20 protein-coding genes are annotated in these 23,456 nt (G+C 34.5%); 10 read left to right on the top strand and 10 right to left on the bottom strand.

Translation table 11 applies throughout. The features are described 5' to 3' along the window. Nucleotides 1–28: 28 nt before the first annotated feature. The 6 genes from AC3WRL_RS07155 to AC3WRL_RS07130 form a co-directional block, all read right to left on the bottom strand. Nucleotides 29–1,882, bottom strand: coding sequence for an alkaline phosphatase family protein (locus AC3WRL_RS07155; RefSeq protein WP_492330004.1), 1,854 nt, complete (start codon nt 1,880–1,882; stop codon nt 29–31). Between the two features lie 164 nt (nt 1,883–2,046). Next, nucleotides 2,047–2,718: an HAD-IA family hydrolase gene (locus AC3WRL_RS07150; RefSeq protein WP_492330003.1), complete on the bottom strand. Its 672-nt coding sequence runs from the start codon at nt 2,716–2,718 to the stop codon at nt 2,047–2,049. A 4-nt stretch (nt 2,719–2,722) separates the two neighbouring features. Next, a complete protein-coding gene (locus AC3WRL_RS07145) occupies nt 2,723–3,877 on the bottom strand; it encodes a TIGR03364 family FAD-dependent oxidoreductase (protein ID WP_261510469.1) in 1,155 nt (384 codons plus the stop codon). 12 nt (nt 3,878–3,889) lie between these two features. Further along, nucleotides 3,890–5,191 (bottom strand): DUF5690 family protein, encoded by a 1,302-nt coding sequence (locus AC3WRL_RS07140; RefSeq protein ID WP_261510468.1) that lies wholly within the window; start codon nt 5,189–5,191, stop codon nt 3,890–3,892. A 9-nt stretch (nt 5,192–5,200) separates the two neighbouring features. After that, a complete protein-coding gene (locus tag AC3WRL_RS07135; protein ID WP_492330002.1) occupies nt 5,201–8,026 on the bottom strand; it encodes a TonB-dependent receptor in 2,826 nt (941 codons plus the stop codon). Nucleotides 8,027–8,376: 350 nt separating this feature from the next. Next, nucleotides 8,377–8,949 (bottom strand): helix-turn-helix domain-containing protein, encoded by a 573-nt coding sequence (locus AC3WRL_RS07130; protein ID WP_214829675.1) that lies wholly within the window; start codon nt 8,947–8,949, stop codon nt 8,377–8,379. A 168-nt stretch (nt 8,950–9,117) separates the two neighbouring features. Here AC3WRL_RS07130 and AC3WRL_RS07125 point away from each other — a divergent pair, with 168 nt between their 5' ends. The 10 genes from AC3WRL_RS07125 to AC3WRL_RS07080 all read left to right on the top strand — a co-directional run bounded on the left by AC3WRL_RS07125 (nt 9,118) and on the right by AC3WRL_RS07080 (nt 18,456). Continuing rightward, entirely contained in the window at nt 9,118–9,828 is a 711-nt protein-coding gene (locus tag AC3WRL_RS07125) for a response regulator transcription factor (RefSeq protein ID WP_261510465.1), read from the top strand. Nucleotides 9,829–9,831: 3 nt separating this feature from the next. Then, a complete protein-coding gene (locus AC3WRL_RS07120; RefSeq protein ID WP_214829671.1) occupies nt 9,832–11,241 on the top strand; it encodes a sensor histidine kinase in 1,410 nt (469 codons plus the stop codon). A 249-nt stretch (nt 11,242–11,490) separates the two neighbouring features. Further along, complete coding sequence (locus AC3WRL_RS07115; protein WP_214829669.1) at nt 11,491–11,985, top strand: hypothetical protein; 495 nt, start codon at nt 11,491–11,493, stop codon at nt 11,983–11,985. Nucleotides 11,986–12,017: 32 nt separating this feature from the next. Continuing rightward, the gene (locus AC3WRL_RS07110; protein WP_214829667.1) at nt 12,018–12,845 is read left to right on the top strand and encodes a YoaK family protein; all 828 of its coding nucleotides are present in this window, start codon (nt 12,018–12,020) and stop codon (nt 12,843–12,845) included. 243 nt (nt 12,846–13,088) lie between these two features. Further along, nucleotides 13,089–14,873: a DNA mismatch repair endonuclease MutL gene (gene mutL, locus AC3WRL_RS07105; protein ID WP_214829665.1), complete on the top strand. Its 1,785-nt coding sequence runs from the start codon at nt 13,089–13,091 to the stop codon at nt 14,871–14,873. A gap of 3 nt (nt 14,874–14,876) precedes the next feature. Beyond that, nucleotides 14,877–15,614 carry a rhomboid family intramembrane serine protease gene (locus AC3WRL_RS07100; RefSeq protein ID WP_214829663.1) on the top strand — a complete coding sequence of 246 codons (738 nt, stop codon included), beginning with the start codon at nt 14,877–14,879 and terminating at the stop codon, nt 15,612–15,614. 9 nt (nt 15,615–15,623) lie between these two features. Next, nucleotides 15,624–16,619: an endonuclease/exonuclease/phosphatase family protein gene (locus tag AC3WRL_RS07095; protein ID WP_492330001.1), complete on the top strand. Its 996-nt coding sequence runs from the start codon at nt 15,624–15,626 to the stop codon at nt 16,617–16,619. A 45-nt stretch (nt 16,620–16,664) separates the two neighbouring features. Continuing rightward, entirely contained in the window at nt 16,665–17,666 is a 1,002-nt protein-coding gene (locus AC3WRL_RS07090; RefSeq protein ID WP_251040563.1) for an endonuclease/exonuclease/phosphatase family protein, read from the top strand. A gap of 4 nt (nt 17,667–17,670) precedes the next feature. Next, entirely contained in the window at nt 17,671–18,018 is a 348-nt protein-coding gene (locus tag AC3WRL_RS07085; RefSeq protein WP_214829659.1) for a hypothetical protein, read from the top strand. A 57-nt stretch (nt 18,019–18,075) separates the two neighbouring features. Next, nucleotides 18,076–18,456, top strand: a complete 381-nt coding sequence (locus AC3WRL_RS07080) for a hypothetical protein (protein WP_214829656.1) — start codon at nt 18,076–18,078, stop codon at nt 18,454–18,456. Between the two features lie 32 nt (nt 18,457–18,488). On the opposite strand, the gene AC3WRL_RS07075 is transcribed toward AC3WRL_RS07080, so the two are convergent. The 4 genes from AC3WRL_RS07075 to ftsZ form a co-directional block, all read right to left on the bottom strand. Further along, nucleotides 18,489–20,003, bottom strand: a complete 1,515-nt coding sequence (locus tag AC3WRL_RS07075) for a GH3 auxin-responsive promoter family protein (RefSeq protein ID WP_214829654.1) — start codon at nt 20,001–20,003, stop codon at nt 18,489–18,491. Nucleotides 20,004–20,108: 105 nt separating this feature from the next. Next, complete coding sequence (locus AC3WRL_RS07070; RefSeq protein WP_214829652.1) at nt 20,109–20,519, bottom strand: BrxA/BrxB family bacilliredoxin; 411 nt, start codon at nt 20,517–20,519, stop codon at nt 20,109–20,111. 438 nt (nt 20,520–20,957) lie between these two features. Further along, a complete protein-coding gene (locus AC3WRL_RS07065; RefSeq protein WP_214829650.1) occupies nt 20,958–21,404 on the bottom strand; it encodes a GatB/YqeY domain-containing protein in 447 nt (148 codons plus the stop codon). Nucleotides 21,405–21,504: 100 nt separating this feature from the next. Further along, on the bottom strand, nt 21,505–23,424 hold the full coding sequence (gene ftsZ / locus AC3WRL_RS07060; protein WP_492330000.1) for a cell division protein FtsZ: 1,920 nt from the start codon (nt 23,422–23,424) through the stop codon (nt 21,505–21,507). Nucleotides 23,425–23,456: the final 32 nt, after the last annotated feature.

The raw sequence follows: 23,456 nt of genomic DNA, 5'->3' as shown, positions 1-23,456 counted from the left end.
TACTAATGATATGATGAAAATTCTCTGATTACTTTTTAATAAAAGTTTTTGACAAAGATTTTTGACCTTCTGTGAGTTTTATAAAATATACACCACTTGGCATTGTATTGATATCGAATGTTTCTTCATACTGTCCATCTGATGATTTTACTTTTTTAGATGAAACAACAGTTCCTTTTGTATCGATGATCTGAAATGTAACTTCTTTCTCATTAGATTTGAACTTTACATTCACCTTCTGATCTGCAGGATTAGGATATATGGCAAAATCTTCTGATACTTTTTCTGAATTTCCTACAGATAATGTATTAAGATCACAAACAGGTAGCCTGTTGACACCATCTATACCCCAAGAACTTTGAACAGGAATACATAACCAGTTTAATACCGTTGGTAAGTGGTCTGTTTCTCTGGTTGTTGATAAATAATTATAAATTTTGAAGTTATTAGCGGTGTTCAGATTACGGGTTGGGCTTCCTGTGACCGTCGAGTTATTGTTGTTTGGGCTTGAATCGGTTAATGTATTACCAGATGTTTCATCACATTTCCAGTTGGCTAGCAACTGAGAATAATAAGGGTGGGAAGAAGTGATGTTCTGAGTAGCCCAGTTTACTAAAACGTTGTTTGGAATTGCAGATTTCCAGATTCTGATGTCTTTATAAGAAGCTGCAAGATTAAGCCCGTAGGTGTTTGTTCCATCCTGATTAATCGTAAGGGGAAGTCCCGAATCGATGTTTCCAATGGTATTCATTTTAGCAAATGTTACCACAACACCATCTTCATAAAGAGTTACAAGACCATCTCTGTCGAAACTTACTGCAATGTGTTTCCATTTATTGGTTTCCATTTTACCACCGACAAGATCAATTCTGTTTGTGCCGTCTCCGATATTTATTTTATAGGTTTGTCCTGAATATCCAGAAATAACAAATCCTTTATTTTTTCCATTAGCCCAGTTTTTATTACTGATCATTACAGGATCACTTGAAAAGCTTGCATTAGGTTTTACCCAAAATTCAATAGTAAAATCCTGCGTTGCTCCAAAATTAAAAGGTGTTTGATTAGCCGGTTTAGCATACGTTCCTGCAGGGAAGTTAAGCTGGTTGTGCGTAATATTCGAATTTATTTCGGTCTTGCTTATTTGCTGAGGAGTAAGGTTGGGGTTAGAATAGATGGTAAAGATGTTTCTTTCAGAAAGATTTCCACCACCGTGACCATCACTTACAGCACCATGATCTGTGGTTAAAACAACCAACCAGTCTTCATTATTATAAGTAGCTCTGTTTTTCATCGCATTTACAATTTCTCCGATATAAGTGTCTGTTGTTTGCATGGACGAAACATATTGGGGAACAGTTGAAGAAAAACCATACGAGTGGCCTGCATGATCAACATCATCAAAATCAACAAATAAAATATCAGGGTTGTTTGTTTGTAAAGCATTAACGGCGGCATTTTTCACTGCTAAATCTGTGCTGAAATTAGTCTGTACATCTGCATCCTTAACAATAATATCATTGATAGGAGCCCAATGTGCCAATGAAATTGTTTTTAAGTTTGGATTGTAAGTTTCTGCACGGGTTAAGAAATCCGGGTAACTGATATAATTTGGATTGGTGAAATTATTATCCTGAACATTGTGTTTTGTATGCCAAACACCAGTAAGCATGGTACTCCAGCCGTTTCCGCTCCAAGTAGTTGCAGCGCAAAGGCCATCCAATGAATAAATAGATTTTGTGATCAGACTCTTAATGTTAGGCGTATTGGATGACATCATGACATCTGCCCTGCATCCGTCGATACCGATAAAAAGAACTTTTTTCGTCTGAGCGCTTAAAAAGCAACTCGCTACGATTGCCAATGAGAATAGTTTTGTTTTCATAAAAATTATTGGTTTAGAAATAAAAAAGTTTACAAATAGTAATTATATTTTATTATTTGTAAAATTAATTTACTATTTGTAAACATGTGTAAACTTAAAGTTAATTAAAAGATAAAAAAACAATAAGAAATTGAGGCTGAATAGATAAGATTGTGATGAAAGAATTAGTAAAGAATTTCTTCAGCCTCAGATATGGTATCGAAAATATAATCCGGATTGGATTTTTCGAGTTCTCCTCTTTTTTGGGCACCGGAAAGAACAGCTATCGTCAGTCCACAGCCCGCATTTTTTCCTTCTTCAATATCAACAGCAGAATCCCCTGCCTTTAGTACTTTCTCCGGATCATCTATATTGAATTTTTTCATAGCAAGATGAATCATTTCAGGACTTGGTCGGCTTTCTGAAACATCATTCGCCGTAATAAGATCATCATAATATACATTTTCTTTCCAGCCTAATTTATCCAGAAGCTGCTGTGCGATCTCCTGAGAATAGCCTGTATTAAGGACTATTTTTTTATTTTTTGCCCTCATTTTCAGCAGAAAATCCTCGACTCCATTAATAGGTTTTACATCCAGGTCTTGATAAGCTCTTTTTAACTGCTCTGAGAAATTTTCAAAAATAGCAAGAGCCTCATTTTTATTACCTCCTATTTCCTGCAATAAACTTGTGATAGCTTCTAACTTTTCCTTTCCGGCGCAGCTTGAAAGTACTTTTTCTAAGGAAACTCCATACCCATAATCATTTACGGAGTGCATTAAAGTTTTATATACTACATTGTCTTCATTAATCGTTGTTCCGGCCATATCCAGAACCAATAATTCTATGTTCTTCATTGTTTTATGAATAAATTTTTTCTATGTTAAATTTTGAATAACCTCCACTTGCGGTCATTCCTTTTCCTCCGATTGCAGTGACAATATGAATGTTTGGTGAAGGGTTATATTCAAGGATGTCTTTGTCTTTGCATTGGGAGTAGATTCCAAACCATCTTCTTTGGATCTCATAAGTAGGAAGGTCTATTATTTTTTTTGCTTCGTTGATCATGAATTCATCGATTTCCATATTCAGATCATACCCCAGGGAATCAGAATCTTTGGCACTCGCATATTCATGAGAATCCCCTAAAATAATAGAACCGTCAAGAGCCTGCTTGAATAAAATGTGGACTCCATATTTTTTCTCAAAAGAATTTTCATCCTCTAAAGATTTTATTTGGCTGTAAGAAGGGCATTCCTGAAAAGACTCATATCTTCTTATAGATAACCCTGTCAGTATATTTCCCTGTAGTGAATAGATGCCCTGAGGTTTTGTCTGTAGCATTTGTAGTTTACTAACCACTAAGTCACTTTCATTAAATATATTTGGATATAATGTTTTAAACTCGTGTCCACTGCAGATAATTATCTTTGATGCGTTAAACTTGGTACCTTCGGAAGATATTGCAGTACATTGATGATCATCTTCATAAGTTTCTATTACAGTTGTATCATAGAAAATTTGTAGATCTAATTTTTCTTTTAAAAGAGTATGAAGTTTTATGATCATTTCTGCTGAATCTACAGACAATTCTTGTGGAAAAAACAACCCTCCCTTACAGTAATCAGAACGCAGACCATCGAATTTCTTGATGCAGTCGTTCTTGGATAAAAGAACGGATTCGTAATCATTTTTTTTATTGATTTCATACAGCTCGTTGATAAGCTGAAGCTCCTCGTCGTTAGATGCTAAATATACAGATCCATTTTTTCTTATAGTCAAATCTGTCTGAGACTGTAATTCATTGTATATTGCCAGACTTTCTCTTCCGAAATTCTGCCATTTTAAATCCATTCCTGAAGGAACAATTTGTCCGAAATTCCTTACGGTTGCTCCTTGTGGAAACGAATTCTTTTCGAGAATAGCAACTTTGAGGTTTCTTTTTAAAGCATGATAAGCGTGGAATGTTCCTAGGATTCCACCTCCCACAACAATTAAGTCAAATTTTGTTGTCATTATATTTTAGTTTTATATCATTTTCGAGGTGTCGAAATTGATGTATTGATTATTGTTATTTGATTTTGGCTTTGATTTTTTTTTGAACGCTAAATAGGCAATGACCGAAAAAATCAAAACGATCATAACAATAATATAATTAAGATGAATGTAAAAGTTCAGCCACGATGTCTGAGCAGAGCCAAAATTCTTATATAATAAGATTAAAACACTTCCCAGATATCCGAATGAATCTACAAAATAAATTAGAAAACCTACATTGCCTTTGATATCAAAAGCCGCAATCATTCTGTCAAAATAAATTCCATTGAACGGAACATAGCACAAATACATTCCAAGTCCGGAGAACATCATCCATAAAAAAGGAGATATCATATGATGCTGGAAAAAGTATGTTGAAAAACCAACTATTGCGATGGCTGCAAAAAGAATATAATGGTAGTAAGCGAAAGCTTTTTTGTTGTTCTTTACTTTTACCATCAGACTTAAAACCAGGAGAACAACAATGGCAATGGGAATTTCGGTAAGGGTAAAGATAGAGCTGTCAGTTTTGAGACTTAAACTATCCCAGATCTCACGATTAAAATTATCCCTGAAGTCCCGAAGGATGGTTAAGCTAATGTATAAAATAGTAATACAAACCATTGGAATAAAAAACTGACGAATCAATCCTATTCTGGCTGCCTTATCAAGAGGTTGTCTTTTGTTTTTTAACAAAATGTCCTCTTCAGTAGGTTTAGGAATTTTATTTAATAAAACACCAAAAAGGATCAAAGGAATAATAAAAACCAGACCAGCGGTAAAAGGCATCCAGAACTCTGAAATATCAAATGTATCCATAATAAATTTTCCTACGGATTTTGTGAACCCTGAAGAAACGACAAAACTCGAGCACAGAAATAAACCTATGATCTCGGTTGTTTTTCTTCCTTCAATATAGGAAAAGACAATTCCCCAAATCAGTCCCAATGGAAATCCATTGATAAACATAAAAATGATGTTATAAGGTGCCGGAACGAGGGCAAAACCCAGTAATGCAATTTCTGCGATGGCAATAAAAGTAAATAGATAGAAGATCCTTTTTTCGGGTTTTAATTCTGAAATAAATCGTATTCCGATAAATTTTGAGATGAAATACCCTGCGACCTGAGCAATGATGATCAGTACTTTATAATCCACTCCAAAGTAAGCAAGACCTTCGAAAGATGCTACAGTGAAAGGTTTTCTAAATCCATACATGCAGAAGTAAACACCAAAAGCAGAAAATGCTGCTTTCAGTGTTACTAATGTGTTTTTTTTGATCGTATCAGCCATTTTTATTGATTAAAAATTTAGCTTGATACCTAAATTGAATCTTACTCCGTAATATTCAACCTGTTCTGGGCGATCTTCATTCTTTCCGAAATGATAGATCAATGGCTTATTCAGAATGTTATTTACATCTGCATATAGCATTAAAAATTTTGTAAACTGATAAGATCCTCCGAAATCCAAACTGCTGTATTTTCCATAATAAGAATCATTAAGATCTGTTTCGGCATACTCAACAGCATATTTTCCTTTATAATTATAAGCTAATCTGGCATTGAATCCTTTTTTCTCGAAGAATAACTGTATGTTGTATAGTTCTTTGGCCTGATAAGGAAGAGCAACTTTTCTACCACTGGGTTTCTCCATTTTTGAAGTCATGAAAGTAGCATTAAGCTGAGTTCCGAAATATTGTAAGAAACCAGGAAGAAAGTCGAATCTTCTGTTCATACCCAATTCAAGACCTCCCAACGAAGCTGCTTTTCCATTATTGGGTGCTGTAAACTGTACCCCAGGATTACCATTGTAAGTTCCAATGAAAGAGTCCTGGAAAACGGGATCTGTAATTGACTTATAGAAAATTCCACCACTTAAAATCCCTACATTAGAGAAGTAGTATTCTCCCATCAGGTCAAGGTTTAGAGAATAAGTAGGATTCAGATTTGGGTTCCCTCCTTTGAATTCATTGTCTGCTTCAATATAAGTTCCACCAGGAGTTAGATCCCCGAAATTAGGTCTTGAGAAGGTTCTTGTCGCTGCAAAACGAAGGTTTGTCTTGTCATTTAAGGTATACTTGATATGTAACATCGGTAATACAGCAAGATATTTCTTAGTGTTTTCTGTGGGAACCAATTTGTCGTCGATTACATTAAAACCTCTTACCTTCGTATTGGTATTTGATAATCTGATTCCTCCTAAAACCGTAATTTTATCACTCACTTTATAAGTACCCATCCCATAAGCATCCGCATGTTTTTCAAAAACATCAAAGTTTCTTCCTAATGCTTTATTGTATTCCAGAGATTCTGAATCTGCAGGGTTTATTTTTAAATTTCCCTGATTCTGAAACCAGAACTGGTCCATCCCCGTTGTTGATAAAACAGGTCCGAAAGTGTTCCCAATGTGGGCATTCATTTCGCTTAAATATTTAGGACCATTCGGCTGTGTTGTGATGTATTGACCATACTCTGATAAAAGAGGTGCCGTTCCGTTGCTCCAGTTATAGAAAATATCTGAAAACTTTGCAGTACGTTCTTTATCCCTGTATTTAAAACCATACTTTAAGGTCAGTCGGTCAGAAACATTCATTTCATGATTGAATGCAGCTACAATTTTATCTTTCTCATCAACAAAGACCTTATAGAATTCGAGATCAGTAAATCTCATTTGAGAAGCATCCATTTTAAAATTGGGATCGCTGTAGAAACCAAATAGGGCATCAGGATCTTTATAATCTAATTTTCCACCATCAGCTTTCCAATATGCTCTTGGTCCATTTCCGTGATCTCCAATATAATTAGGATCGATTCCTACACCAGATTGGGTGTATTTAATAACATAATAAGAGTTATTCTGTTTATCAGGGATGTTTCCATACTTGAATCTATTATCATAATAGGACACATCCCAATCAATTTTTCCTTTGTTTAACTGATGAACTCCACCCAATGAAACAGAAGTTAGTTCTGTGATTAAAAGATTATGAATATTCTGTAATTCAACTCTTGCTGTGTTGTTGGCAGAACTGAATTTATCAAATCTTATTCTATGCTTATAGTGCGTTTCGTCATCAGACAAAGTACCATACATTCCTTTTAAGTATAGGGTGCTTTTGGGAGATAGCACATATTCGAAAGCGGTATTGATTCCCGTTGTTTTTCTTACCCCATTATAATCACGGAGCTCTAATCTGAAAACCCCTTCATCGCCACTTCTTCTTGCTTCAAAATTATCTGTGGACCAGTTTCTGGTAAAGTGAGCAACATTAAACAGGTATCCAAACTTTTTATCTTTTGTTCTGCCACCATACAATAAGCCTAAGTTATAAACCCCTTTATCAGACTTTGCATTATAGCCGCTTCCGACTGTAATTTTTAATTCCTGCTTCATTGGAGGTGTTTTTGTAATAAAATTAACACCACCACCAATTCCATCGGCTTCCATATCAGGAGTGAAAGATTTATTTACATGAACGTAGGAAATAAGCTCAGTAGGGAAGAAGTCAAAAGCTGTTGCTCTGGAGGTTGTTTCCTCTTCGGCTGTTGGAAGTCTGTTTCCATTAATGGTAGTTGATGCCCAAAAAGGAGGAAGTCCTCTGATTGATACGAATCTTCCTTCTCCCTGATCCCTTTCAATTGAAACACCCTGAACACGCTGAACTGTTTCAGCAGCGTTTCTGTCCGGTAATTTTCCTATACCATCAGAAGCAATAACATTTGTAATGTTGATTGCATTTTTTTGAAGACTTAATGCTCTTGCTTCACTGTTTTTAAGCGTAGCAGTGACAACGACTTCATCTATGTTTTTATGTTTTTGAGATAATCTGATAATACCCAGATCCGTATTCTCTTCAGGCTTTACCGCTACAGTAATATCGTTGTTTTCATATCCGATATATCCAATCTGTAAATTATATTCACCCGCCGGAAGATCATTGATCGTGAATTTACCATCGAGATCTGTAACTATATTTTTAGATAATCCTTTTATTTTTATTAATGCTCCGGGAAGAGGTTGATTCTCATCTGATACAATTCCCGTAACAGATTTTTTTTGAGCCGAAACCCAACCAATGAAACAAAGAAAAATAAGGAGTAGTAATTTCTTTAATTTTGTTTCCATTTTTACAAATATTAAATTTTTATGCAAAACAAGCTAATAATTTTAATATATGTAAATATTTGATATTAAGTAATGATTAACAAATAGAGGCGATTTGTTAAGTATTTCTTACAAAAAATAGTTCTATGAAAATCTAATAAATGTTTAAATAATACCATTAAACAGTATGTTACATGGTTTTTGTAAGTTTAAATGAAAAAGGAGACGAATGGTATTTGATAGGAAATCCGTTAATTCTCCATTAATTTTAATGAAGTGCAAAAAACCGGAAGTTGAGTATTTGTAAACTTTTTAAAAAAAAGAAGACAGTAAAACTGACAACTATATAAGGAACAAAATAAAGAATGTTGCTATTTATCAGAATAGAAATAAAGAACCAGCATGATGCAGCTTTCATCACTGATGCTTACCGGGACGTGTGGCAATTTTCCATTGAAATATAATGAATCTCCTTCCTTTAGAATTATTTCCTCATTATCGATCAGATACTTTACCTCGCCTTTTAAAATATATTTAAATTCCCAGGCATCTGTAATTACCTTTTCTCTTTTAGAATTGGGTTCAAGAGTTAATAAAACAGCTTCAAAACCTAATGAATGAAGACTTTTACTGAAAATGTGCAGATATTTAAAGCCTTCAGCTTCCACTTCTTTTTCAATAAGCTGCTGGCTATCTTTTGGTAAATAGATAAACTTAGCATTTGATTTTTTTTCAACGCCTTCGAAAAAAAAGCTTGCGTCTATTTCTAATGACTGAATGAGATCCAACAGAACAGGAAGAGAAGGAATTGTTCTTCCGTTTTCGATCCGGGATACAAGACCATTACTCACATTGGCCTTAAAAGCCAGTTCATTGATCGTTAAATTATTTTTCTTTCTAATATCTTTTAATCTTTTTCCAATACCTATTAAAAAATCATTCATACTATTAAAATTTAACCTGAACTGTTTCCATTATTTGCTTATAACAACAAATGTAGTATTATTCTCCATAGTTTTCAACAACTTTAAAATCATTTCATTTAAAATCACATCGTATATACCTTCGGAATGTTTCCTTTCTTTTTGTTATTTTTGTGAAATTCGTTACTTATGAAAAAAATTATTCTGATCGAAGACGAAACCAGTGTTGTATCTTTTATTAAAAAAGGACTTCAGGAAAAAGGCTATGAGATTTCAGTGGCTTTTGACGGACGTACCGGAGTACAGCTGGTGGAAGCCAATGATTTTGATCTGGTAATTTTAGATATTATGTTACCGGAAATGAATGGGCTGGATGTCTGTAAAGAAATAAGAAAGACCAATCAACATGTTCCCATCCTTTTTCTGACCGCATTGGGAACCTCTGAAAATATCGTTCTGGGTCTCGAAAGTGGTGGTGACGACTATCTTGTAAAACCTTTTAAATTTATTGAACTGGTTGCCCGCATAAAATCCTTATTGAGGAGAAGTATCGGCAATACAACAACACAGGAGTCTTTAGAATCTGAAGCTGACAGTGAATATGTTTATAGGTTTTCAGATCTGATGGTGAACGATTACACTAAAAAAGTTACCCGGGCCGGAGATGAGGTTTCTCTTACTTCTACAGAATATAAGTTATTAATGTACTTCCTTAATAATCCTGAAAAAGTAATCTCCAGAGCCGAAATTCTGGATGCTGTCTGGGGAGTAAATTATGAGCTCGGAACTAATGTTGTGGATGTATATGTAAACTATCTGAGGAAAAAACTGGATAGCCAGGATGATCAGAAACTGATACATACTGTAATTGGAATGGGATATGTTTTAAAAAAACCTTAATTGATGTTTAATAAAGTAATTACCAATCAAACCAAAACAATGGTGCTTTTAATGGTGGTTTTCACCACGATTATATTGCTGTTTGGTGGATTGGTGTATTTCTCGATCGTCAATTTTTCTCATCAGAGGTTTTATGAACTGCTCAAAATCCGAACCACGACCATTGTACAAATTGAAAAAGGGAAACAACACCTGGATCTTCCGGAAAATTACGTTCTGAATAGTCTGAATGATGAAGAACTTCCAATGGAAAAGGATTATGTATTTATGGTTCCAACGGATTCAAATTTCAAAAAAATATCTCAGGAGGTTCATATTCCCGATACTTTTTTTAAGAATATCATGAGAAAAGGGGAAGATAATTACAATGATAAAGAGTTTTATTATATCGGCCAGTCATTTAAATTTCATGATAAAGAATATATCGCGATCGCTTCTGCCAAAAATCATTATCTCATTTATTACTTGGGATTCCTCAAAAGAACATTGGTTACGTGTATTGTTCTTTCACTGTTCTTCAGCATGATCTTTTCCTTTTATTTATCTAAAACGTTGTTTAAACCCATATTAAAGATCACAGGTAAAGTAAAACAGATCAGTTCTGAAAACCTTCACCTGAGACTGGAATCTCATCCTGATAATAAAGAACTCAATGAGCTGGTAGATACATTTAATGACATGCTTAATCGTATTGAGACCTCATTTGAAACCCAGAACCATCTGATTGGAAATGTTTCTCATGAATTGAGAACTCCGCTTACCTCTATTATGGGTGAAGCTGATGTGGCTCTTTCAATCAACAGAACGGCTGATGAATATAAAGAAACACTGGAGATCATTCTCGATGAAGCAGAGAAACTCGATAAAAAGATAAAAGCACTTCTGATGATTGCTCAAACAGGTTTTGATGGGAAAATTCAGAAAATGGATAAGGTTAGGATCGATCAGTTGCTTTGGGATGTTATTGAAACACTAAGAAAAATTGACACCCGAAATAACATCTATTTAGACATCAGTATGCTGCCTGAAAATCCCAAAAAATTAAAAGTTCAGGGGAATGAACAGTTGCTCCATCTCGCCGTAGCTAACATTATTAATAACGGGTGTAAATATTCTAATTTCCAACAGGTAAAAGTTTCATTAGGTGCTACTGATACCGATGTTTATATTATCGTAAAAGATAATGGAATCGGAATTCCAAAAGAAGAAATGAATAAGATTTATGATCCTTTCTTCAGGGCTTCTAATACCAAAAACTATGAAGGGTATGGTATTGGCTTGCCGCTAGCCCGGAATATTGTAAGAATGCACCATGGGGAGCTTATTGTTAGTTCCAATGAAAACCAGGGGACGACCGTTCAGCTTCGTTTCCCTAATTTTTATAGTACACAACCTGAAGAGAAGACAGTTTAACTTATTCGATCGATCACCTATTTAAAGGTCTTCGAACATCATTTAGAATTGTGGAATTGCGACCTGAAACAAAACCTTCTGGGACTTCGTAATTTCTTCTTCCTATCAATATTAACTCTCGCTTAACAATTTTCTAATCTCATTTTAATCTCTTTAATCACATTTTAATTCAATTCCAAAGATCCTCTAATTTGGTCACTATAGTTTTGTAACATCAAAATAAGATAATACAAAACTAAATCTAAAGATATGATCAAAACGATTTTAATTGCAACGGATTACTCTCTTGAGTCTTTAAACATATTGAAAAAAGTACTTAAAGAAAAAGATAGTAAAGATGATGAAACTCAGTACACTATTTTATTTGTATCGGGGTATGATATGGGAGATTCTATTAGAGACCTGTTATTCACAACCAAAACTGCAATATTTAATAAGATCAGACCAGTAGAGTTTTCTGATGCTATCAGTATTGTTAAAAATAAATATCCACACCTGGTTCATAAAGTGATCTGTGATGTTTTTACAGGGAGCTTTCAAAGAACCTTTAATAATTACGTAAAAATAGAAAATATAGAAGAGGCTTATTATTCTCCTTCTATAAAAAGTAAAGGCAAAGGGAAATTCGACATTGCTTCTTATATCAAAAAATGCAAAGATCTGGAGTCGTATGAAATAGCACTTGAAATTTCTGAAAGACTTCCGGAAAGAGGAAGACTCGCTGAAATTTTTGTTGAAGTTTAAAAAACACAAAGTCAATTATAAAATTAAAAAAAATGTTAAGAAATTATAGTAACAGCAGGACATTGGGAGACAATATAAGACTGGGGACGCTGACTGCCTTTACGGCAGGAACTATAAATATAGCATCTCTATTAATATTTCTTTCTTTTACCTCGAACGTAACAGGTCACTACGCAATATTTGCGGCTGAAATCAGTAAAGGAAACTGGACTCAGGTCGCGGTAGTTGGTGGATGGATTTTCCTTTTCTTCTTTGGAAGTTTTGTAGCCAACTTCTTCGTTATTAATTTTAACAAGAGAAGCAAATACTTTGCTCATTCGATGCCAATCGTACTGGAAATTTTGTGTTTGCTGTTTGTCGGGATCTATGGGCAGTTATTTTATCAGAAAACAGTTGAAGAGACAGAATATCTGGTTGCCTTGATGCTTTTTGCAACAGGCTTACAGAATGGCTTAACTGCAAGTATTTCCAATTTTTCTGTGAAAACCACCCACCTTACAGGTACAACAACTGACTTAGGGATTTTATTATCGATGTTTACGCACAAAAAATACAGAAGAAATCCGGAATTAATAGCACGGGCAAAGTTGCTGTCGAGTATTATGGTGGCGTATGTTTTGGGAGCGGTATTTTCAGGATTAACCTATTATTATCTGGAGTTCAGAGTGTTCTATGTAATCAGTGTTTGTCTTCTTGTCGTTATTGGATATGATTTCTACAAAATTAATATCAGGCACTTCCATACACGATACAGATATAGTAAGATCTATAAAAAGCCTAGCGTTTTAGCTAATCTATACGATAAAATTCATGGAGAAGCTAAAACTAAAGAAAAAAGAAGACTTGTATTTGATGATTAAAATACAATAATAAATAAAGAACTATCAGTATTAATTTTGTGTAAACTAGCTGTGAATCAATTCCCTATTTGTGTCGTACAATTAGGGAATTGTGATTTATAAAAAGGCGCAGAATAAAGAGAATTTTGAATAAATAATAAAAGGCAGAATATTTGCATGTTGATAATTAAATTTTAATTCACGGTTTTATTGTTTTTATTCCCATTTTCATTGACTATTTTTGTAAGTTGATTTAACGTTTTTATGTCAGATATTATTCAGCTTTTACCGGATCATGTAGCCAACCAAATTGCGGCAGGAGAAGTGGTGCAGAGACCTGCATCCATTGTGAAAGAACTATTGGAGAATGCTATCGATGCAGATGCTTCTAAAATTGAGCTGATCGTAAGAGATGCCGGGAAAAATCTGATACAGGTTGTTGATGACGGAAAAGGGATGTCTGAGACGGATGCAAGAATGGCTTTTGAAAGACATGCTACCTCTAAGATCAGAGGAACAGAAGATATCTTTAAAATTTCTACAAAAGGTTTTCGTGGCGAAGCTCTGGCTTCTATTGCTGCAGTAGCTCAAGTAGAGCTGCGAACTAAGCAAAAGGAAACAAATATCGGGACCAACATATATATTGAAGGCGGTGTTTTCCAATTTCAGGATCCGGTACAAACTTCTGAAGGTTCAAACTTTTTAGTAAAGAATCTTTTCTTTAATGTTCCGGCAAGAAGAAAGTTCCTTAAAAATAATAATATCGAATTCAGACATGTAATTGATGAGTTCCAAAGAGTGGCATTAGCTCATGAAAATTTAGAATTCTCTTTATTTCATGACGATGAACCGGTTTTTCGATTGAGAAAAGGAAGTCAGATGCAAAGGATCGTAGATATTTTCGGAAGAAAATTACAGCCACAACTGATCCCGATCAAAGAAGATATTATCTGGTGTAAACTTCATGGATTTGTTGCAAAACCTGAAGGAGCAAAAAAAACCAGAGGCGAACAGTTTATATTCGTTAATGGAAGGTTCTTTAAAAGCCCATATTTTAATAAAGCAGTTCAGGAAGCATTTGAAGGATTGCTTTTACCAGGATATATTCCTACATTTTTTCTTTTCTTAGAGCTTGATCCTGAAAAGATAGATGTTAATATTCATCCACAAAAAACAGAGGTGAAGTTTGAAGATGAGCATCTTATTTTTGCTCTTATCCGCTCAACGATAAAAAGATCTTTGGGAATCTATAATGTCGCTCCAAGTCTGGATTTTGAAAGAGATCCTCAATTGGATGAGCTTATGCAGAAAACGTTTCCTAGTAAAGGAAATAGCGGCGGGGTTATAAAAATGCCGGAGATCGTTGTAGATAAAGATTACAATCCGTTTTTAGAAGAAAGAGGAGTTATAAGACAGGCAGAGATACAAAATCTCGCGGAGATGTACCATCAGAATATTTCTGCAGAACCATCAAAAATTAATCTATTTGAAGATGAAGATTTTGATGAAGATCTGATGAGACTTCCCAATGGATATTGGTTATTCAATAAAGGTGACCGAACATTGATGTTGGATTTAGGGAGAATGCACAGGCTTTTCGTTTCAGAAAATAATAAGCCCACAAAAAAAGGGACAACAAACAGCCATGCCCTTCTTTTCTCTCTGGAATACCATATGAATGAAATTGAGAAAAATAAGTATAAATCAATCAAAAAATATCTTCCGGAATTAGGCTTCGATATGAAAATTGCCCATGAAAGTGTTTTAAGGATAGACGCGGTTCCTGAAGGACTTAAAGAGACTCAGGTAATGAAATTCCTTGAAGATCTGTTTGATATTTTAGATTATAAAACAGAAGAAGAGTTTACGCAGTATTATCAGAATCAATGGACGAAGATGCAATCTAAATCCAGATTTGATTTTATTTATAAAAAAGATGCTGAGCAATTAATTAAGGATTTTACAGCATTAGGTTTTCCTGAATTTTTGCCCAATGGCAAACGATGCTTTTATGAAGTTCCATTCAATGATTTTAAAAACAAATTTTAAAAAATGTTTAATAATATACCACCGATTACAAGAAATATAATTATAATAAACATTGTTGTATTTATTGTATCATCTTTTATATTTCCGCAGTTATTCAGTGTACTTGCTGCATATTACCCGCTATCTCCAAACTTTAAATCATGGCAGATAATAACCCATATGTTTATGCATGGTGGATTTGCGCATATTTTATTTAATATGTTGACTTTGTGGAGCTTTGGGCCAATCCTGGAGCAGTCTTTAGGAGAAAAGAAATATTTGATTCTTTATTTTGTAAGCGGATTAGGAGCGTTTTTCTTATTTAATCTTTGGAATTTTGTGGAGATTCAGCAAATCACTTCAAGTTTAGAAGGTTTGGGATTAAATGCGGCTGAAATTTATAAAAAAGCAGCAATAGGATATGCTGGGGATATGAATATCAGTGCAACAACAACAGAAGGAAAAGAGCTTTCTCAGAGCCTGTATAATGCATTAAGGACTCCAATGGTAGGTGCGTCGGGAGCCATTTTTGGAGTTATAGCGGCTTTTGCTACCTTATATCCGGATTCAAAAATTGGAATCATGTTTATTCCCGTTCCTATTAAAGTAAAATATTTGTTACCTATATTACTCGTTATTTCTATTTATTTAGGTGTTTCAGGAAATGTTGGGGGTATTGCTCATTTTGCCCATGTAGGTGGAGCTATTGTAGGGTTTATATTAGCACTAATCTGGAAAAAACATTTATATCGATTCCGTTAAAATAAACCTGTGAAAATACTTCGCCTTATATTTTTAATAGCACATTTGGGGATACTGCTTCTATTATTAGGAACATTGCTCAATGCCTACATACCTCCGAAAATATATCCGTGGTTTAATTTGTTGTCACTTGGCTTTCCTGTTCTCATTATCGCTTATGTATTATTAACTATTTTCTGGATTTTTTCATGGAAAAAGAGAGCTGTTGTATTTGTTGCTTTGGGCTTGCTTTTTTTAAGCCCAATTAAAAGATGGGTGAATTTTACCTCTGTGGATAAAGCTGGATCTGATCTTAAAATTGTTTCACTAAACGCAAAAGGAGGAATATTGGGTCAGGATGCTATTGAAAAATACATTGACAATCAAAATGCTGATATTGTAATGCTTCAGGAACATGGTGATGTCAAAAAGTATCAATTCAGCGGATTCGGTGAAGGAAAAGGAGACGTTATTGTTTCAATCTTTTCTAAATATAAAATTATTGATCAGAAAGAATTGATTGATAGTGATCATAAGATTAATAACGCTTATGCAAATCAAACAGATATAGAAATAAAAGGAAATGTATACCGCTTTATCAATGTTTACCTTCAGCCATTTAAGTTTGAAAAGAGCATGGTGAAACTTCAGGGGGATAGTGATGAAGATAAACAAAAAGTGAAAGGTGTTGTAAGAAGATTAATTCCAACTTTTAAAATGCATCAGGAGCAAATAGAAAAAGTAAGAAAGGGGATTGATGAATCTCCCTATCCTGTTATTTTGGTTGGTGATTTCAACTCAGTTCCAAATTCTTATGAGTATTATCATTTAGGAAAAGGACTCAAGGATGCTTTTGTAGAATCAGGGAGGGGCAGTGCTACAAGCTTTCATGACTATAAATTTCCAATAAGAATAGATTATGTTTTCACATCCCAATCTATACAGCCACTCAGCTATCAGGTTGACCGTTCTGTCAGAATTTCAGATCATTATCCGGTTATAACGACTTTTAAATTAAAAAAGTAATAATCATAAAGTCCGTTAAAGTTTCTCACATTGGTTTGGTTTTTGATGAAAAAAAGACTAGACCGTTTTTTCATGAAGCCTAACCAGATATTATTGTTTTCACATATTGCAATTATTGTTCTACTATTATGTACCCTTGCTAATGCATGGGTTCCTCCTAATATCCTAGGTAGCTTAAATCTTCTTTCACTTGGTTTTCCTTATTTGGTCATTTTACATATTATATTGACACTGGTATGGATCATTAAAAGAAATAAAATTGCAATCGTATTCCTTCTTAGTACATTTATTTTCTATAATCCTATCAGACGATGGGTTAATTTCTCTCCTAAAACTGAAAACTATAAGTCTATCAGAGATGTTAAGATATTGACATTCAATGTGAAATATGGAGAATTTGGCTGGGATAAGGTAAAGAAATATATTCAGGATCAGAATGCAGATATTATTCTTGTTCAGGAAAAAGACACGAATACAGCGCTTAGAAAGGATATGATAAAATATCCGGTAGTGATTTTAAAAACTAAACATAGAATTGTAAGACAAGCCGAATTAATAGAAGATAAATCCCGGGGAAATTCTTTTTATGCCGATATTGATATTAATGGAAAGATAGTGAGAATAGTAAATGTATATCTTGAACCATTTCGCTTAGATAAATCAATGTTTAGTTTTAGCGGAGCAGGAAAGGGAACAAATAAGATTCACCAACTTTTTTCGCATATGGCGCCAACGTTCAGAGCCCATGAAGAGCAGATAAAGAAAATAAGAAAAGCGATTGATTTCTCTCCTTATCCGGTAATACTTGCTGGGGATTTTAACTCTGTACCAAACTCATATGAGTATTATAATTTGGGAAAGAACTTAGATGATGCATTTTTAACAGTAGGAAACGGTGTTTCTACCAGTTTTCACGACTACAAAGTTCCTTTAAGAATTGATTATATTTTCACATCAAAAGATATTAGGCCTATAAGCTTTAAAATAGATCAATCCGTAAAATTATCAGACCATTACCCGGTAATTGCGGAATTTCTATTAAATTAGTTCCATGAAAAATTTATTTTTTGTAGCTATCATTTTTTCCACCTTTTTTATTTCATGCTCCAAAGGAGAACCTGCTCACATCGATGCTGAGCAGGATATGAAAGTGCACTATGATACAACAGCTATTGACTCTTTTTCTAATGGTGCAACTTCAGTAGATATTGTACGTCAGATCAGAATGTCATCACAAAAATACCAGGATTCTTTAAAAGAGGCTTTAAAGCTTGAGAAGGAAGAAAAGCGTATTAAAGAAGAGCTGGAAAAAGAAAATAAAAAGAAGCAGGAAGAGGAGAAAAAGAAAACGGAACAAACAGATAAGGAAAAAGCTCCACCATCAAAAACTTCTCCATAGATGTGAAAATGGATAAAAGTTTTTATAAATTTGAATACACACTTAAAAAATATCAATATGAAAAAACAAATTTTAACAGTACTTATGGCTGCAGGATTAGTAGTTTCTTGTACCAAATCAACAACAAAAACTGAGCAGGTTGAAAATCCAGATGGATCAGTTACTACAACCAGCACTACGGTAACACAGTCTCCTACAGATATTGTGGATACTTCAAAGGTTAATAAGGCAAAAGAAGATGTAAAGGCGAAAGTAGATGCTGCAGGTGACAAAATAGATAATGCAGCCCATAAAACAAAAACGGAACTTAACGAAGCTGGAAAAGATATTAAGGCAGGAGCTAAAGAGATCGGAAAAGATGTAAAAGACGCTGCTGCAAAAGGAGCCGGAAAAGTTGAAGAGGGAGCTAAAAAGTTAAAAGAAGATTTGAAAAAATAAAAGTAAAAACCGTAGTAAAAGCTGCGGTTTTTTTATTTGTTAAGTTCTAATAGCGGATCTATGTATTCCCTATCATTGCTTAGTCTGGGAACTTTATTCTGCCCACCTAGCTTTCCTTTAGATTCCAGCCAGCAGTAAAATAAATTAGGCCTGGCAATATGAACGATAGGTTTTTTCAGTGTGATATTATTGTATCTTTTAGCTTCATAATCTGAATTTACAGCCTTTAAGCTATCATCGAAAGCATTGATAAAGCAATCAAGATCATCCGGATTTTTGCTAAACTCAAATATCCACTCATGAGCACCACTTTCATTTTCTTTCATGAAAACCGGAGCCCCTGTGAAGTCTGTTATCGCAGCTCCTGTTTCCTCACATGCTTTTGTAAGAGCCAGCTCAACATTATTGATCATTAACTCTTCTCCAAATGCATTGATATAATGTTTTGTCCTTCCTGAGACTTTTATCCTAAATGGATTAACGGAAGTAAATACAACAGTATCCCCAATCAGATATCTCCATAATCCACCATTGGTGGTAATGACCATAGCATAATTTTTTCCGACTTCAACATCTTCAAGGCTTATTACCAAGGGGTCTTCAAGGTGAAACTGATCCATCGGAATGAATTCGTAGAAAATACCATAATCCAACATCAGGAGCATCTCATCACTATTTGGTCTGTCCTGGATACCGAAGAAGCCTTCAGAAGCATTGTAAATTTCGTAGTAATTAATGTTTTTTCCGATGATCTGACTGTATTGATCCCTGTAGGGCTTAAAACTGATTCCGCCGTGAAAAAAGACCTCTAAATTAGGCCATAGTTCGGAAATATTCTGGACATCTGTTTCTTTTAGTACCCTTTGCAATAAAACCATCATCCAACTGGGTACACCTAATAAACTACCCACATCTTCATTCTTAACTTCAGAGATAATGGCTTTCAGTTTACTTTCCCATTCGGACATAAGGGAAACCTTTTTACTTGGCGTTGTCGTGATCTCTACCCAAAAAGGAAGATTATCTATAAGAATTGCAGAAAGGTCCCCAAATTTAGTATTGAAATCCGCATAGAGTTCAGAACTGCCTCCTAAACGTAGATTCTTGTTGGTGAACAATTGATTTTCAGGATGATTATTGGCATAAATCGATACCATATCTTTTCCTGCTTTCATGTGGCAATATTCCAGACTTTCGGCAGAGATAGGGATGAACTTGCTTTTAGCGTTCGTTGTTCCTGAGGATTTAGCGAAATGCTTAATATAACCAGGCCAGCTTACATCTTTATAACCTTGTCTTGCTCGCTCAATATAAGGTTCAAAATCTTCATAGGTAACAACGGGAACCTTATTTTTAAAGTCCTGGTAACTGGAAATTGAATTGAAGCCATACTTTTTACCATACTCTGTATCTTCGGCATGAAACAGCTGGGAAAACAAGATACCCTTTTGTGTCTCAATAGGATGATTCATAAAATTCTGTATCTGATCTATCCTTTGACGGATAAACCAATTCACTACAGTATTGAAGAGTGCTTTCGTTGCCATTTCAACAAATATAATGATATTTGGATTTTTAAAGAATTTTTTATGGCTTAAAATAAAAAAACCGTTACAATATTGTAACGGTTGATTATCTGAAAATATTGTTTTCTAGCAATATTCATCATAAGCTGCCTGAAGGTTTGCAGCAATTGCTCCTGCAGGATTCCCTTCAATATGATGTCTTTCTAGCATATGAACCAATTCTCCATCTTTAAAAAGAGCTACACATGGTGAGCTAGGGGGGAATGGAGCTAAATGTTTTCTAGCTTCTGAAACTGCTTCAGTATCAAAACCAGCAAAAACTGTTGTTAAATGATCAGGTTTCTTATCTCCTGTCAAAGAATAAACAACTCCTGGTCTTGCAGCACCTGCAGCACACCCACATACCGAATTGATTACTAATAATGTTGTTCCTGATTGTTTTAATGCTTCTTCTACCTGAGATGTTGTTGTCAAGTCTTCGAAACCTTTATCTGTAAGTTCAGCCTTCATAGGCATTACTAAGTCTGTTGGATACATTTTTTGTTTTTTTTAAATCTTTACAAAGGTAAAAAATTATTTATGTTTCAACAATTCATAAAAACTATTGATGTATTAGGGAAAGTGGATGATACAAAAAAGTTACACAATATTAATGTTTTAATAATATTAGAAAAAATATAAACAAAAGCTATGTATAATAGAATATATTTATTAATTTTGAAATGATTCTAAAAACAACCAACCATGAAAAAGCATTTTTTACGTCATTCCCTCGACATAAAAGATGCATTCAGTTAAGTCTGTTATTTACAGACGATTCTTAAGCATCTTATGCAATAAATGAAGCCCGAAATTAATTTCGGGCTTCATTAATCAAATCGATATGCAAAGGTTGAATATCCTTACTTAGGATTCGTGATCCACATTTTGGGATCTAAACATATAGCTCATATCCCGGAACACGAATTAATTTTGTTATGAAAGTAACTTTTTAGCCATCTCGGAAATACTTTTTCCATCCGATTTTCCGGCTAATGTTTTTGAAGCAATTCCCATTACCTTTCCTAGATCTTTCATAGATTCAGCTCCGGTTTCTGAAATGATATTTTTAATTTCCGCTTCGAGTTCTTCTGCAGTAAGCTGTTGAGGTAAGAACTTCTCAATTACTTTCATCTGAGCATCTTCTACTTCAGCTAAATCTGTTCTTCCCTGAGCTGAAAACTGTTCATAAGAGTCCTTACGCTGTTTGATCATTCTTTGCAAAATGGCAATTTCCTGTTCTGCTGAAACTTCTGCTCCTCTAGCTTCGGTTTTTAAAAGCTGGATTTGAGATTTTACAGCACGAAGAGAATCCAGAGCGACTCTGTCTTTCTCTCTCATTGCCGTTTTTATGGCTTCGCTTATTATATTTTCTAAACTCATAATTTTAATTTGTATTAACGTAAAATGTATTAATGTAGTAAAGATTAAAATATGTAAAAATCGTTAATACATTTTACATCAATACATTAATACATTTAAACTAGTCTACATCTTTATTTAAAAATCTGTTTTCTCTGATTTGCATAGAACCATTGTTATCCGATAAATATGTATTTATATTCTGATCTGAAGCGTTGGTTCCGTCAATCGAAATATTCTTTCTTTTGAAAGCAGGAACAGATTCGAATTCATTCACATTATCGAAACTTTGATAACGGGAATTGAATTCTTTTAATTTATTTCTTCTTTCAACTACTCTTTCCTGATCGATTGTTTTATTCACAAACGTGAATTCGCTTTCTGATGGTTTAGGAGCCTCACTTTCTGTTTTATTTTCTACAGCTGGTTTTTCTTCAACTGCAGGAACTTCTTTTACAGGCTGGAAGAAACTTTCAACTTTTTGAACAGGCTCTTCAGTTATTTGGCTAACAGCATTTGTTGTGTTATTAAACTCTGCTTTTGGCTGCCCATAATCTGCTTTTGGTTCATTGACAGGCTCGTTTACGAAGAAGCTAAATTCAACCGATTTTTCCTCTGAAAAAGACTGAACAGAAGTACTTGTACTAGGCGTTTCCTTTTTTTCCTCTGTTTCAAAAGAGAAAGATTGGATCTCCAAATCATTTGGATCGTGCTCTTCATCGAAAGAAAATAAACTATATGCATCCTGTGCCTCTTCAGCTTCATTTCTCCAGTCTTGGGTAGGGCTGTCTAACGTATCTTCCTCTCTCTCAGAGAATTTTATTTCTGTTTTGACGTCTTCATCCTCAATAATCATTTTTTTTTCAGTAGATGTTTTAAACTGAGGATTATCCTGGTCTTCATCATCTAGTCTGAAAAGGTTCTTTCCCCCAAAAGTATATCCTTGTTCAGGAGCTATTTCTCTTTCTTCTCTTGTTTTAAAAGGAGATGTTTTGAAAGAATCTAATTTATCATTTAAACCAATTCTGATTTTTTCAGTAGGACCTGCAAATTTTTTATCGTCATTTGAAAAACCGGTAGCAATAACAAGAACACTTACTGCATCACCCAGTTCTTCATCTGCTCCAACTCCAAAAATGATATCAGCAGTATGTCCTGCTTCTTTCTGGATATGATCCATGATGATACCGATCTCATCCATAGTAACTTCTTCAGCACCACTTCTGATCAACAACAATACATTTTTAGCACCTGTAATTTTATTGTCATTCAACAATGGGGAATCAAGGGCTTTTCTTACTGCTTCGTCTGCTTTATTGTCTCCAGAAGCTGTTCCTGTAGACATTAGCGCTGTTCCAGAATTCTGAAGAACAGATTTAGCATCTCTAAAGTCAATGTTTACATCGAAGTAACCTGTAATAACTTCTGCCATACCTTTCGCGGCATTGGTCAAAACTTCATCGGCTTTTGAAAATCCTTGTTTAAATCCAAGGTTACCAAATTGCTGTCTTAGTTTATCGTTATTGATGACAATTAATGAGTCAACATTATTTCTTAATTTTTCAAGACCATTTTCGGCCTGCTCAAGTCTTCTTTTTCCTTCGAAGCTAAATGGAACAGTAACAATACCTACTGTTAAAATTCCCATATCTTTAGCCACTTTAGCAATAACGGGAGCAGCACCCGTTCCGGTACCACCACCCATTCCGGCAGTAATGAAAACCATCTTCGTGTTTTGTCCCATCGCAGCCTTGATTTCTTCAATACTTTCGATGGCTGATTTTTCTCCAACTTCAGGATCAGCACCTGCTCCAAGTCCTTCAGTAATAGTAGTACCTAACTGAACTTTATTGGAGACGGGGTTATTATCTAAAGTTTGAGCATCCGTATTACAGATCACGAAATCAACACCGTGAATCCCTTTCTCGTACATGTGTTTAAGGGCGTTGTTTCCACCGCCACCAACACCAATTACTTTGATGATTGATGAATTTCCTTTTGGCAAATCAAATGAAAACCCTTGTGTACCTATATTTTCCATAATTATATTTTTTAAAATTGACTCATGATAAG

Source organism: Chryseobacterium sp. FW101-FHT12H09 (genome assembly GCF_058790395.1).
The sequence above is the reverse complement of the archived record's forward strand: the minus strand, read 5'-3'. Positions and strand labels throughout refer to the sequence as shown.

What these genes read in the sequence shown, in the direction of transcription:
- AC3WRL_RS07085 (WP_214829659.1), top strand. Translation starts at nt 17,671, where the DNA reads ATGAAAAATTTATTTTTTGTAGCTATCATTTTTTCCACCTTTTTTATT.
- AC3WRL_RS07120 (WP_214829671.1), top strand. Translation starts at nt 9,832, where the DNA reads ATGTTTAATAAAGTAATTACCAATCAAACCAAAACAATGGTGCTTTTA.
- AC3WRL_RS07125 (WP_261510465.1), top strand. Translation starts at nt 9,118, where the DNA reads ATGAAAAAAATTATTCTGATCGAAGACGAAACCAGTGTTGTATCTTTT.
- AC3WRL_RS07155 (WP_492330004.1), bottom strand. Translation starts at nt 1,882, where the DNA reads ATGAAAACAAAACTATTCTCATTGGCAATCGTAGCGAGTTGCTTTTTA.
- AC3WRL_RS07150 (WP_492330003.1), bottom strand. Translation starts at nt 2,718, where the DNA reads ATGAAGAACATAGAATTATTGGTTCTGGATATGGCCGGAACAACGATT.
- AC3WRL_RS07130 (WP_214829675.1), bottom strand. Translation starts at nt 8,949, where the DNA reads ATGAATGATTTTTTAATAGGTATTGGAAAAAGATTAAAAGATATTAGA.
- AC3WRL_RS07070 (WP_214829652.1), bottom strand. Translation starts at nt 20,519, where the DNA reads ATGTATCCAACAGACTTAGTAATGCCTATGAAGGCTGAACTTACAGAT.
- AC3WRL_RS07100 (WP_214829663.1), top strand. Translation starts at nt 14,877, where the DNA reads ATGTTTAATAATATACCACCGATTACAAGAAATATAATTATAATAAAC.
- AC3WRL_RS07145 (WP_261510469.1), bottom strand. Translation starts at nt 3,877, where the DNA reads ATGACAACAAAATTTGACTTAATTGTTGTGGGAGGTGGAATCCTAGGA.
- AC3WRL_RS07115 (WP_214829669.1), top strand. Translation starts at nt 11,491, where the DNA reads ATGATCAAAACGATTTTAATTGCAACGGATTACTCTCTTGAGTCTTTA.
- AC3WRL_RS07135 (WP_492330002.1), bottom strand. Translation starts at nt 8,026, where the DNA reads ATGGAAACAAAATTAAAGAAATTACTACTCCTTATTTTTCTTTGTTTC.
- AC3WRL_RS07080 (WP_214829656.1), top strand. Translation starts at nt 18,076, where the DNA reads ATGAAAAAACAAATTTTAACAGTACTTATGGCTGCAGGATTAGTAGTT.
- mutL (WP_214829665.1), top strand. Translation starts at nt 13,089, where the DNA reads ATGTCAGATATTATTCAGCTTTTACCGGATCATGTAGCCAACCAAATT.
- AC3WRL_RS07075 (WP_214829654.1), bottom strand. Translation starts at nt 20,003, where the DNA reads ATGGCAACGAAAGCACTCTTCAATACTGTAGTGAATTGGTTTATCCGT.
- AC3WRL_RS07065 (WP_214829650.1), bottom strand. Translation starts at nt 21,404, where the DNA reads ATGAGTTTAGAAAATATAATAAGCGAAGCCATAAAAACGGCAATGAGA.
- ftsZ (WP_492330000.1), bottom strand. Translation starts at nt 23,424, where the DNA reads ATGGAAAATATAGGTACACAAGGGTTTTCATTTGATTTGCCAAAAGGA.
- AC3WRL_RS07110 (WP_214829667.1), top strand. Translation starts at nt 12,018, where the DNA reads ATGTTAAGAAATTATAGTAACAGCAGGACATTGGGAGACAATATAAGA.
- AC3WRL_RS07140 (WP_261510468.1), bottom strand. Translation starts at nt 5,191, where the DNA reads ATGGCTGATACGATCAAAAAAAACACATTAGTAACACTGAAAGCAGCA.
- AC3WRL_RS07090 (WP_251040563.1), top strand. Translation starts at nt 16,665, where the DNA reads ATGAAAAAAAGACTAGACCGTTTTTTCATGAAGCCTAACCAGATATTA.